11 protein-coding genes and 1 pseudogene are annotated in these 11560 nt (G+C 65.3%); 5 read left to right on the top strand and 7 right to left on the bottom strand.

Translation table 11 applies throughout. The features are described from left to right. From BFF94_RS31965 to BFF94_RS31950, 4 genes are all read left to right on the top strand, one after another. A partial coding sequence (locus BFF94_RS31965; RefSeq protein WP_219140245.1) for a transposase occupies positions 1–240 on the top strand: 240 nt, incomplete at its 5' end. A 71-nt stretch (positions 241–311) separates the two neighbouring features. Next, positions 312–1694, top strand: coding sequence for a replicative DNA helicase (locus BFF94_RS31960; protein ID WP_048246838.1), 1383 nt, complete (start codon positions 312–314; stop codon positions 1692–1694). Between the two features lie 138 nt (positions 1695–1832). Further along, positions 1833–2459, top strand: coding sequence for a DUF47 domain-containing protein (locus BFF94_RS31955; protein ID WP_128843651.1), 627 nt, complete (start codon positions 1833–1835; stop codon positions 2457–2459). 10 nt (positions 2460–2469) lie between these two features. Continuing rightward, entirely contained in the window at positions 2470–3480 is a 1011-nt protein-coding gene (locus tag BFF94_RS31950) for an inorganic phosphate transporter (protein ID WP_128843652.1), read from the top strand. A 138-nt stretch (positions 3481–3618) separates the two neighbouring features. Here the strand turns inward: BFF94_RS31950 and BFF94_RS31945 are convergent, their stop codons facing one another. Next, positions 3619–4680: a C40 family peptidase gene (locus tag BFF94_RS31945; protein ID WP_128843653.1), complete on the bottom strand. Its 1062-nt coding sequence runs from the start codon at positions 4678–4680 to the stop codon at positions 3619–3621. 239 nt (positions 4681–4919) lie between these two features. Continuing rightward, a complete protein-coding gene (locus BFF94_RS31940) occupies positions 4920–6722 on the bottom strand; it encodes a PhoH family protein (RefSeq protein WP_128843654.1) in 1803 nt (600 codons plus the stop codon). Here BFF94_RS31940 and BFF94_RS38355 point away from each other — a divergent pair. Further along, positions 6618–6862 (top strand): annotated as a pseudogene (locus tag BFF94_RS38355) (hypothetical protein); the annotation flags it as partial. The gene BFF94_RS31940 and the pseudogene BFF94_RS38355 overlap by 105 nt on opposite strands. A 195-nt stretch (positions 6863–7057) precedes the next feature. Here the strand turns inward: BFF94_RS38355 and BFF94_RS31935 are convergent. The 5 genes from BFF94_RS31935 to BFF94_RS31915 form a co-directional block, all read right to left on the bottom strand. Next, the gene (locus BFF94_RS31935; RefSeq protein WP_128843655.1) at positions 7058–7519 is read right to left on the bottom strand and encodes a peroxiredoxin; all 462 of its coding nucleotides are present in this window, start codon (positions 7517–7519) and stop codon (positions 7058–7060) included. Between the two features lie 97 nt (positions 7520–7616). Then, positions 7617–8513 carry a polysaccharide deacetylase family protein gene (locus BFF94_RS31930; RefSeq protein ID WP_128843656.1) on the bottom strand — a complete coding sequence of 299 codons (897 nt, stop codon included), beginning with the start codon at positions 8511–8513 and terminating at the stop codon, positions 7617–7619. 13 nt (positions 8514–8526) lie between these two features. After that, a complete protein-coding gene (locus tag BFF94_RS31925; protein WP_128843657.1) occupies positions 8527–9582 on the bottom strand; it encodes a bifunctional UDP-4-keto-pentose/UDP-xylose synthase in 1056 nt (351 codons plus the stop codon). Next, positions 9579–10526 (bottom strand): formyltransferase, encoded by a 948-nt coding sequence (locus BFF94_RS31920; protein ID WP_219140244.1) that lies wholly within the window; start codon positions 10524–10526, stop codon positions 9579–9581. The genes BFF94_RS31925 and BFF94_RS31920 overlap by 4 nt, the downstream gene beginning before the upstream one ends. Beyond that, positions 10523–11560, bottom strand: a complete 1038-nt coding sequence (locus BFF94_RS31915; RefSeq protein ID WP_219140243.1) for a glycosyltransferase — start codon at positions 11558–11560, stop codon at positions 10523–10525. The genes BFF94_RS31920 and BFF94_RS31915 overlap by 4 nt, the downstream gene beginning before the upstream one ends.

Raw genomic sequence — 11560 nt, 5'->3', positions numbered from 1 at the left:
TGGGAGCAGTGGATCGAACAGGCTCAGCAAAGCGGAATCGCTGCCCTGCAAAAGTTCGCTGAACGCTTGCAGGGCTATTGGCACGGTATCGTGACTCGTTGCCGCCACCCGCTCAATACCAGCATCGTTGAAGGCATCAACAACACCATCAAGGTCATCAAGCGTCGGGCTTATGGGTACCGCGACGAGGAATACTTCTTCCTGAAGATCCGCGCCGCGTTCCCCGGTAATCCGCGATGAACCTTTTTTATTGCCGCATCACTGGCGGCCGGTATGGCGCCGTCCTGTGTAATTCGCGATAATCCCAACCCATGAACGCGCCGCAAGATCCTCAAATCGAATCGCTGAAAGTCCCGCCGCATTCGGTGGAAGCCGAGCAGTCGGTGCTCGGCGGCCTGTTGCTCGACAACGCGGCATGGGACCGGATTGCCGACTTCCTGTCGCAGGGCGATTTCTACCGCTACGACCACCGGATCATCTACGAGCATATCGGCCGGCTGATCGCGTCGACGCGCCCGGCCGACGTCGTGACCGTGTACGAAGCGATGGTCACGTCCGGCAAGGCCGACGACGTCGGCGGGCTCGCGTATCTGAACGCGCTCGCGCAGAACACGCCGAGCGCGGCGAACATCCGCCGCTATGCGGAAATCGTGCGCGATCGCGCGGTGCTGCGCCGGCTCGTGTCGGTCGCCGACGAAATCTCGGCCGACGCGTTCAACCCGCAGGGCAAGGAAGTCCGCCAGCTGCTCGACGAAGCCGAGTCGAAGGTGTTCTCGATCGCCGAAGAGGGCGCGCGCGGCAACCAGGGCTTCCTCGAGGTCGGCCCGCTGCTTACGCAAGTCGTCGAGCGCATCGATACGCTGTACCACACCGCGAACCCGAGCGACGTCACGGGCACGCCGACGGGCTTCGTCGACCTCGACCGGATGACGTCCGGCATGCACGGCGGCGAGTTGATCATCGTCGCGGGGCGTCCGTCGATGGGCAAGACCGCGCTTTCGATGAATATCGGCGAATACGTCGCGGTCGAGTACGGGCTGCCGGTCGCGGTGTTCTCGATGGAAATGCCGGGCACCCAGCTCGTGATGCGTATGCTCGGCTCGATCGGCCGGCTCGACCAGCACCGGATGCGTACGGGCCGCCTGACGGACGAGGACTGGCCGAAGCTGACCCACGCGGTGCAGAAGATGAGCGAGGCGCAGCTCTTCATCGACGAGACGGGCGGCCTGAACCCGATGGAATTGCGCTCGCGCGCGCGGCGTCTCGCGCGGCAATGCGGCAAGCTCGGCCTGATCATCGTCGACTACCTGCAGCTGATGTCGGGTTCGTCGCAGGGCGAGAACCGTGCGACCGAAATCTCGGAAATCTCGCGATCGCTGAAGAGTCTCGCGAAGGAACTCGACGTGCCGGTGATCGCCTTGTCGCAGTTGAACCGTGGCCTCGAGCAGCGCCCGAACAAGCGTCCGGTGATGTCCGACCTGCGCGAATCGGGCGCAATCGAACAGGACGCGGACGTGATCCTGTTCATCTATCGCGACGAAGTCTACAACCCGGACAGCCCCGACAAGGGCACGGCCGAAATCATCATCGGCAAGCAGCGTAACGGTCCGATCGGCCCCGTTCGGCTCACGTTCCTCGGTCAATACACGAAGTTCGATAACTTCGCCGGGGCGCAGAACTTCCACGGCGAGTAACGCCGGAAGTAAACCCTTATTTCGCCAAGCGTTGTATTCAATCCCGGCGCGCGCACATGTGCGCGCCGTGTCGCGACCGGAAACGGTACAATGTCGCCCGTTTTCGTGACAGTAGTTTGACAATCTCTCAGGAATCCCATGTTCGGTCGATTCATGCCCACCGAGGGCAAGTTCTTTGAACTCTTCAACGCGCACGCGAAGCACATCGTTGCAGGCGGACGCGAACTCGAACTGCTGATCGACAATCTCGCCGACGCCGAGATTCACAAGCAAAACGTGCAAATCGCCGAGAAGGCCGCTGACAAGCTCACGCACGAAGCGATCGATCTGCTGCACAAGACTTTCATCACGCCGCTCGATCGCGACGAGATCCACAAGCTGATCACGACGATGGACGACATTCTCGACCTGATGGAGGACGTCGCGACGGCCGTGTCGCTGTACGACGTGCGCGCCGTCACGTCCGAGGCGAGCCAGCTCGCGCACATCGTCACGCAGTCGGCCCAGCACGTGCAGCAGGCTGTCGGCATGCTGTCCGACATGAAGCAGTCGGGACAGATCCTCAAGCAGTGCGAGGAGATCGACCGCTGGGAGTCGGAGGCCGATCGCGTGCTGCGCTCGGCGATGTCGAAGCTGTTCCGCGAGGAAGACGACGTGAAGACGCTCATCAAGCTGAAGGCGATCTACGAGTTGCTCGAAGAGATCACCGACAAGTGCGAGGACGTCGCGAACATCATCGAAGGCATCGTGCTGGAAAACGCCTGAGCGGACCACGATGCATTCGATACAACTTGCCCTCTGGATGGTCGCGACGCTGGTGCTCGTCGCGCTCTTATTCGACTTCATGAACGGTTTTCACGACGCGGCGAACTCGATCGCCACCGTCGTGTCCACCGGGGTGCTGAAGCCCCAGCAGGCCGTGGTGTTCGCGGCCGCGTTCAACGTCATTGCCTATTTCATCTTCCACCTGAAGGTCGCGCAGACCGTCGGCAAAGGCACGATCGATCCCGAGATCGTCGATCACTACGTCGTGTTCGGCGCACTCGTCGGCGCGATCGGCTGGAACGTGATCACCTGGTACTACGGGATTCCGTCGAGCTCGTCGCACGCGCTGATCGGCGGCCTCGTCGGCGCGGCGCTCGCGAAGTCCGGCTGGGGTTCGCTGAACATCGACGGGCTGCTGAAGACGGTCGCATTCATCTTCATTTCGCCGCTGCTCGGCTTCATCCTCGGCTCGCTGTTCATGCTCGGCGTGTCGTGGCTGTATTTCCGCACCGCGCCCAGCAAGGTCGACCGGCGGTTCCGCCGGCTGCAGCTGCTGTCGGCCGGGCTGTACAGCCTCGGCCACGGCGGCAACGACGCACAGAAGACGATCGGCATCATCTGGATGCTGCTGATCGCGTCGGGCTATGCGTCTGCGACCGCCGATGCGCCGCCAGCGTGGGTGATCGGCGCGTGCTACCTGTCGATGGGTCTCGGCACGCTGTTCGGCGGCTGGCGCATCGTGCGCACGATGGGCCAGAAGATCACGAAGCTCAAGCCGGTCGGCGGTTTCTGTGCGGAAACCGGCGGCGCGATGACGCTGTTCCTCGCGTCGTTCCTCGGCATTCCGGTCTCGACGACGCACACGATCACCGGCGCGATCGTCGGCGTCGGCGCGACGCAGAAGCTGTCGGCCGTGCGCTGGGGCGTCGCCGGCAATATCGTGTGGGCGTGGGTGCTGACGCTGCCGGCGTCCGCGCTGTTCGCGGCCGGCGGGTGGTGGCTCGGACACCGGATTTTCTGATCGCCGACACTGCCGGACCGACATGAAATGCGCCGCAAGCCGAAAGGCTGCGGCGCATTTTCTTTAGGGGTGCGGGAATTCGCGGCGAAGGGCGGATGCCGTCCCGGGTGCTCGCAGGGGGCGGCGGGGCGAAACGGGCTAGTAACTCCCGTTCGCGAACCGGGCAATCGGATCGTCTGCCGTGCCGGTGCGCGGGCTGACGGGCGCGGATTGCGTCGACGCACGCAGCACCTGCACGGGCTCGGTGCCGCGCGGCGGCGTCGCGGCCGCCGCGGATGGCGGTTCCGCATCGAAAGCGGCAGCCTGGGCGGCCGTCAGCGCGGTAGTCGGAATCTGCGTGCCGGCCTCTGCCGGGCCGGCCGGCGCTGCATTCGCCGTCATGCCGTCATTCGCGGACGTTGCCTGCTGCTGAGCCGCCTGCATGCGCGGCGGCGGTTCGTACGGATCGGCGGGCGCGGCCGCAGGGGCAACCGCCGCGGTCGATATGACCGGCGCGGGCGACTGGGCCGCACCGGCTTGCGACGAAGCATAGGCAGGCTGTCGCGGCGCGGCGGCGGTTACGACAGGGGCGGGGGCGGGTGCGGGTGCGGCCGCCGGCGGGTTGCGCGGCTCGTCACGCCGTGCCTCATAGGTCGGCGCATCGAACGGCGTGGGTGCCGTGCGCGACGGCGCGACGCGGCGAATGCCGTCGAAGCGCTTGGCCCAGTACGGGTTCGTCAGGTAGTCGAGCCGCACGGTGCCGCCCGTCGACGGCGCGTTGACGAAGCGCAGCTTGCCGACATAGATGCCGACGTGCGAATGCGGCCGCCCGGTCGTATTGAAGAAGATCAGGTCGCCGGGCGCGACCTGGTCGGGCTCGATCGGCTCGCCGCGGCCGCTCATGTCGGCGGTCGTGCGCGGCAGGTTCACGTCGGCCGCCCGGCCGATCACGTAGCGCACGAGCCCGCTGCAGTCGAAGCCGCTCGTCGGGGTGTTGCCGCCCCAGCGATACGGGACGCCGACGAGGCTCATCGCCTGGATCGAGATTTCTTCCTGGCCGACGCTGTGATCGACGAATTTCGGGAAATTGGCGGGTGCGGGGAACGCGCGGGGCGTCGTGATCTTCATGCCCGAGGAGGAACGCGATGCCGACTGCGGCGGCACGCTGGAGCAGGCCGCAAGCAGCGAAACGACGGCGACGGGAACCCAGATTCGAAGCATGGCAAGGCGGGCGAGCGCGGTACGCTCGCGAATCGTATGACAACAGACAGACCCGATGGTAGACGCTGCGGCGGGGCTTAAGCAACTATTCTTGAGAATTTACTTGAAGTTTCGCGCGTAAACGGGGTTGTTGCGTGACGATGTATTACCTGGGTTTTCGACCCCAAATAAAAACGGCGCTCCGAAACGGAGCGCCGCGATGCGTCGAAAGCCGGCCGACGGGCCGCCGGCCTGTCGCGTTACAGGATGTCCGACGCGTAGTCGGCGAGCCGCGAGCGTTCACCGCGCGCGAGCGTCACGTGGCCGCTGTGGCCCCAGCCCTTGAAGCGGTCGACGACGTAGGTGAGACCCGAGCTGCCTTCGGTCAGGTAAGGCGTGTCGATCTGCGCGATGTTGCCGAGGCACACGATCTTCGTGCCGGGGCCCGCACGCGTGACGAGCGTCTTCATCTGCTTCGGCGTCAGGTTCTGTGCCTCGTCGATGATCAGGTACTTGTCGACGAACGTGCGGCCACGCATGAAGTTCATGCTCTTTACCTTCAGGCGCGAACGGATCAGCTCCTGCGTCGCGGCACGTCCCCATTCGCCGGCAGCGTCGTCGGTCTTCTGCAGCACTTCGAGGTTGTCGTCGAATGCACCCATCCACGGCTGCATCTTCTCTTCCTCGGTGCCGGGCAGGAAACCGATGTCCTCGCCGACGGGTACGGTCGCGCGCGTCACGATGATCTCGTTGTAGCGCTTGTCGTCGAGCACCTGCGCGAGGCCGGCCGCGAGCGCGACGAGCGTCTTGCCGGTGCCGGCCTGGCCGAGCAGCGTGACGAAGTCGATCTCGGGGTTCATCAGCAGGTTCAGCGCGAAATTCTGCTCGCGGTTGCGCGCGGTGATGCCCCACACGTTGTTCTTGTGGTGGCTGTAGTCGCGCAGCGTCTGCAGCAGCGCCGTCTTGCCGTTCAGTTCGCGGACGATCGCGTGGAACGTCGGCTCGCCGTTCTGCGGCTCCAGATAGACGAACTCGTTGACGAGCATCGACGCGACGAGCGGGCCTGTCACGCGGTAGTACGTGGTGCCCGTCTTCGTGTCCTGCCAGCTCTCCATGCCCTTCGCGTGCTTGGTCCAGAAATCCTGCGGCAGTTCGCGCACGCCGTTATAGAGGAGGTCTTTATCCTCGAGGACCTGGTCGTTGAAGTAGTCTTCCGCGGGCAGGCTGAGCGCGTGCGCCTTGATCCGCATGTTGATGTCTTTCGACACCAGCACGACCTGGCGGTCGGGCCGGTCGCGCTGCAGCGCGCGCACGACGCCGAGGATCTGGTTGTCGGCCTTGCCTTCGGGCAACCCTTCGATGGGCGCGATGTCGGCGAGCTTCGTCTGGAAGTACAGGCGGCCGAGCGCCTCGCGGCTGCCGAGGCGCGACAGCGGGATGCCGGCCGTGATCGGGCCTGCATCGGCGACGAGCGCGTCGAGCGTGCGGCTGACCTGGCGTGCGTTGCGCGCGACTTCGGACATCCCCTTCTTGTGGTTGTCGAGTTCCTCGAGCGTCATCATCGGCAGATAGACGTCGTGTTCCTCGAAGCGGAAGAGGCTGCTCGGGTCGTGCATCAGCACGTTGGTGTCGAGCACGAACAGTTTCTGCAGTTCGGCTTCGGCGGGCTTGCGGCTGCGCGACTTCGTCGCGGCACCTGCATCGCGCGCGGGCGCCGCGGCCGGTTTGCCGGCGGCCGGCTTGTCGTTGCGCGCGACGACCGGCGCAGCGGGTGCGGCGGGCGCCGGCATCGGCTGCAGCAGCGCAGCCGTCTGTTTGGTCTTGCGGCCGCGTACGGGTGCGCTCGCGGCATCTTGCGCCGAAGACGCGACGGCGCGCAGCGGCGCGGCCGTATTCGCGGCTTCGATCATCGGTTGGGCCACGCTGGCCGGACCATAGTCACCGGCTGTGGATGCGTCCCCTTCGGCGGATTTCTTCGCGGCTTTCGCGGGCCGCGCTTTCGCCTTGTATTCGTCGGGCGGCAGCAGGCTGCCGAGCTTGCTGGGGGGGGTAGGCAATGGCATGGTGTCCCTCGGGAGGAATCGTGTCGCACGGCGTGCGCCGCTGATCGCATCCTGCGTGACGTAGACGCATGCAGTTTGCGCGCGGTGGCGCACAGGAATTTCGTCTAGCCGGTTCGCCTAAGTGTCGATCAGCTCCTTGACGGGGTGAGAGCCGGACCGAGGGCCGGCGCGCAATCCATAAAAAAAGCCGCTGCCCCGTCGACAGGGGCATGCGGCTCGGCTGATACCGTCGTAACGCGCGTCAGGTGCCGGCAAGCATCGCAACGAGCACCGGCGCAGCAGCTACGAGAAATATGGGGCGAACTGGCATTCATTGCGGGCCAATATAACGCGCCTCAAAGCGCTTGTACAGCACTTAGCACGTCGTCCACATGACCCGGCACCTTGATGCCGCGCCATGCCTGACGGAGCACGCCGCCGGCGTCGATCAGGAACGTCGAGCGCTCGATTCCGCGCACTTCCTTGCCATACATTTTCTTCATCTTGATGACATCGAACAGCGCGCACAGCGCTTCGTCGGCATCGGAGATCAGCGGGAACGGCAGTTCGAGCTTTGCCTTGAAATTGTCATGCGAGCGCAGGCTGTCGCGCGACACGCCGATGACTTCCGCACCGGCTTTCTTGAACTTCGGATACAGGTCGCGGAACTGCAGCCCTTCGGTCGTGCAGCCCGGCGTGTTGTCCTTCGGATAGAAGTACAGCACGAGCTTCTTGCCCTTCAGGTCGGACAGCGAAATGTCGCCGCCCGTGGCCGGTGCGGTGAAATCGGGAACTTGACGGTCAACTTCGACAGACACGTGTTTCTCCTGTTGTTATGGAAAGGCGCCGCTGCGGCGGGGCGTCGCGGCGGCGCGCCGCAAGGGCGGAGCGGGCGACGCCGGCTCGCGTACGAACTCAGTCGGGCTGGACGATCAGTTCGCCGGAGCGGCCGGGGATTTCGCCCCATGTGACAGGGTACGATGGCAGCGAGTCGCGGTCCAGCGTCGCGTGGTAGTCGCCCATCGTCGCAAACGTGTGGCCTTGCGCGCGCCAGCCGGCGAGCAGTTGCTCGAACACGGGCGCGAGCTTCTGGCCTTCCAGTTCCGCATGCAGCGTGAAAACCTGGTCGCGCGGATTGGTTTCGGTGAACTTGAGGATGTGCGCGGCGACGTTGTGCGTGTCGACGCCGTCGATGCCGAGGACTTCGTCGAGCGTGGGCAGCGTCGTCGGCATCTGCACGTGCGATAGCGTGCGGCCTTCGACGACGGGCAGGTACGGCGAATGGCCGCGGCCGTCGGATGCGTAGCGCATCCCCCATGCGTCGATCTGCTCGAACGCGGAGTCGTTCATCTGCCAGCCGGCCGCGCCGTGCGTGACGGGCGGCGCACCGAAAATCTCGATGAAGCGCGCGTGGCTCTTCTGCATTTCACGCGCGGTCCAGTCGCGATCGCGCGCGCGGACGTTGTCCTGCCAGTACACGTGATCCCATGTGTGGATCCCGCATTCGAAGCCGGCCTCGTGAATCGCGCGCATGTCGGCGATCGCGCGGCGGCCGATGTCGGGGCCGGGCAGCAGCACGCCGTACATCAACTGCTTCACGCCGTAGTGTTCGACCACCGACGTGCGCGACACCTTCTTCAGGAAGCCGGGGCGGAACACGCGCCGCAGCGCCCAGCCCGTGTGATCGGGCCCGAGGCTGAAGAGGAAGGTCGCGCGCGCACTGAAGCGATCGAAGATGCGCGCGAGGTTCGGCACGCCTTCGCGCGTGCCGCGCAGCGTGTCGACGTCGATCTTGAGGACGATGCGAGCCAAGCGAACGTCCCGATCAGCCTTGCTGTTCGACGAGCGCGCGCGCGTCGCCGACATGGCCGCGATACGCTTCGAAGATGTTGCGCAGCGCATCGTCGAACGTTGCTTGCGGCGCCCAGCCGAGCTCCTGCATCGTGTTGTCGATCTTCGGCACGCGGTTCTGCACGTCCTGGTAGCCGTTGCCGTAGTAGGCGCCGGACGTCGTCTCGACGAGCTTCACCTGCTTGGCCGAATCGGCGTACTCGGGGAATTCCGCCGCCAGTTCGAGCATCTTGTGCGCGAGCTCGCGAACCGAGAAGTTGTTCTTCGGATTCCCGATGTTGTAGATCTTGCCCGATGCGACGCCGCCCTTGTTCTCGATGATCTTCATCAGCGCGTTGATGCCGTCGCCGATGTCGGTGAACGCGCGCTTCTGCGAGCCGCCGTCGACGAGGCTGATGTTCTCGCCGCGCACGATGTGGCCGAGGAACTGCGTGACGACGCGCGAGCTGCCTTCCTTCGGCGTGTAGATCGAGTCGAGGCCCGGGCCGATCCAGTTGAACGGGCGGAACAGCGTGAAGTTCAGGCCTTCCATCCCGTAGCCCCAGATCACGCGGTCCATCAGCTGCTTCGAGCATGCGTAGATCCAGCGCGGCTTGTTGATCGGGCCGTAGGTGAGCGCCGATGCATCCGGATCGAACTGCTCGTCCGAGCACATGCCGTAGACCTCGGAGGTCGACGGGAACACGAGGTGCTTGCCGTACTTGACGGCCGAACGCACGATCGGCAGGTTTGCCTCGAAGTCGAGCTCGAACACGCGCAGCGGCTGCTGGACGTAGGTCGCGGGCGTCGCGATCGCGACGAGCGGCAGGATCACGTCGCACTTCTTCACGTGATACTCGACCCACTCCTTGTTGATCGTGATGTCGCCTTCGAAGAAATGCATCCGTTCGTGGTTGACGAGGTCGCCCAGCCGATCGGTCTGCATGTCCATGCCGAACACTTCCCAATCGGTGGTTTCAAGAATGCGCTTCGACAGGTGATGGCCGATGAAGCCGTTCACACCCAGGATCAGGACTTTTTTTGCTTTCATGAATGACGGGAAGAATGAATGAATTGCGCGAATTCCGCGGGCGTCACGACGGTTTCGCTGCCGTCGCGCTGCTGCCACAGCTCGAGAATGGATAGGGCGCGGCTGTCGCCGCAGACGCCGAATAGCGCATTATCGCTTACGTGCAGGCCGGGCGGCAAATCCGCCGCCGCGGCGGCCGCCGCGCTGCCGGGCGCCGCAAGGCGCGCGCGCGCGATCACGAAACGCGTGCCGTCGACGTCCGTGAACGCGCCCGGATACGGGGGCGCGACCGCGCGCACCAGGTTGTAGACCTGGGCGGCCGGCTTCGACCAGTCGACGCGGCCGTCTTCGGGCTTGCGCCCGCCGTAGTAGCTGCCGGTTGCGAGATCGTTGGGCAGGTGCGATGCCTCGCCCGCGAGCAGCGCGGGCAGCACGCGCCAGAGCGTCTGTTCGGCGGCCACCGTGACCTTGTCGAACACCTGCGTGGCCGTGTCGTCCGGCAGGATCGGCACCGCGGTCTGGCCGATGATCGCGCCCGCGTCGGGCTTCGCGGCCATCTCGTGCAGCGTCGCGCCGGTTTCGGTTTCACCGTTCAGCACGGCCCAGTTGGTCGGTACCCGACCCCGGTATTTCGGCAGCAACGAACCGTGCATGTTGTACGCGCCGCGCGGCGCGATCGCGAGCAGGTCCACCGGCAGCATGTGCCGGTAGTAGAACGAGAAGATGAAATCCGGCCGCGCGTCCGACACCGCGCGGCGCAGCGCCGGATCGGCGGGATCGGCCGGCGTGACGACCGGAATGCCGTGCTCGGCCGCGACGGACGCGACGCTGCCGAACCAGATGTTCTCGTTCGGGTTGTCCTCGTGCGTGACGACGAGCGCGACGTCGACGCCGCGCGCGAGCAGCACCTGCAGGCACCGCACGCCGACGTTGTGATACGCGAAGACGACCGCGCGCGGCTTCATTGCGCGGCCTCCGAGCGGTTCGCGCCGGCCGGCACCGCCGGCACGCCGTCGTGCTGCTCGAGCACGGCCTGGATCAGGTAGCGCGGCCGTGCGCGCACCTGCTGGTAGATGCGGCCGACGTACTCGCCGAGCAGGCCGAGCGCGAAGACGATCACGCCGAGCATGAAGAACGTGATCGCGAACAGCGTGAACACGCCCTGGACTTCCGCGCCGACGATGAAGCGTCGCACCAGCAGCAGCACGAACAGCGCGGCGGAGCCGAGCGACAGGATCACGCCGATGAACGACAGCCACTGCAGCGGCACGACCGAGAAGCCCGTCACGAGGTCGAAGTTCAGCCGGATCAGGCTGTACAGCGAGTACTTCGACTGGCCAGCGAAGCGCTCCTCGTGCGCGACCTCGATCTCGGTCGGGTTCTGCGCGAACGTATACGCGAGCGCGGGGATGAACGTGTTGACTTCGCCGCACACGTTGATCGTGTCGATGATGCGGCGGCTGTACGCGCGCAGCATGCAGCCCTGGTCGGTCATCTTGATGCGCGTGATGCGCTCGCGCAGCCGGTTCATCACCCGCGACGCCTTGCGTCGCCACAGGCTGTCCTGGCGCTGCTTGCGGATCGAGCCGACGTAGTCGTAGCCCTCGCGCATCTTCGCGATCAGCTTGCCGATTTCCTCGGGCGGGTTCTGCAGGTCGGCGTCGAGCGTGATGACGATTTCGCCGCGCGACTGCGCGAAGCCGGCGAGGATCGCCATGTGCTGGCCGTAGTTGCCGTTGAGCAGCACGACGCGCGTCGTGTCGGGGCGTACGTGGAACTGATCGGCGAGCATTGCGGCCGAGCGGTCGCGGCTGCCGTCGTTGATCAGGATCACTTCGTATGACGTGTCGAGTGCGTCGAGCGCCGGATACAGCCGCGCGAACAGCGCGGCGAGGCCGTCTTCCTCGTTGTACACGGGGATGATGATCGATACTTCGGGCCGGCCGGCGTCCAGGTGCCCGGCGCCCGGATGCCCGGCGCGTGCTTCAAGGTGACTCAT

This window comes from Burkholderia catarinensis (assembly GCF_001883705.2).
In the GTDB taxonomy this organism is placed as follows: domain Bacteria; phylum Pseudomonadota; class Gammaproteobacteria; order Burkholderiales; family Burkholderiaceae; genus Burkholderia; species Burkholderia catarinensis.
This window is presented reverse-complemented; position numbering and strand designations above follow the sequence as displayed.

Bases quoted from the DNA above. Each gene is read 5' to 3' on its own strand.
- BFF94_RS31920 (WP_219140244.1), bottom strand. From the start codon at position 10,526: ATGAAGCCGCGCGCGGTCGTCTTCGCGTATCACAACGTCGGCGTGCGG.
- BFF94_RS31940 (WP_128843654.1), bottom strand. From the start codon at position 6,722: ATGCCATTGCCTACCCCCCCCAGCAAGCTCGGCAGCCTGCTGCCGCCC.
- BFF94_RS31955 (WP_128843651.1), top strand. From the start codon at position 1,833: ATGTTCGGTCGATTCATGCCCACCGAGGGCAAGTTCTTTGAACTCTTC.
- BFF94_RS31960 (WP_048246838.1), top strand. From the start codon at position 312: ATGAACGCGCCGCAAGATCCTCAAATCGAATCGCTGAAAGTCCCGCCG.
- BFF94_RS31915 (WP_219140243.1), bottom strand. From the start codon at position 11,560: ATGAGTCACCTTGAAGCACGCGCCGGGCATCCGGGCGCCGGGCACCTG.
- BFF94_RS31950 (WP_128843652.1), top strand. From the start codon at position 2,470: ATGCATTCGATACAACTTGCCCTCTGGATGGTCGCGACGCTGGTGCTC.
- BFF94_RS31925 (WP_128843657.1), bottom strand. From the start codon at position 9,582: ATGAAAGCAAAAAAAGTCCTGATCCTGGGTGTGAACGGCTTCATCGGC.
- BFF94_RS31945 (WP_128843653.1), bottom strand. From the start codon at position 4,680: ATGCTTCGAATCTGGGTTCCCGTCGCCGTCGTTTCGCTGCTTGCGGCC.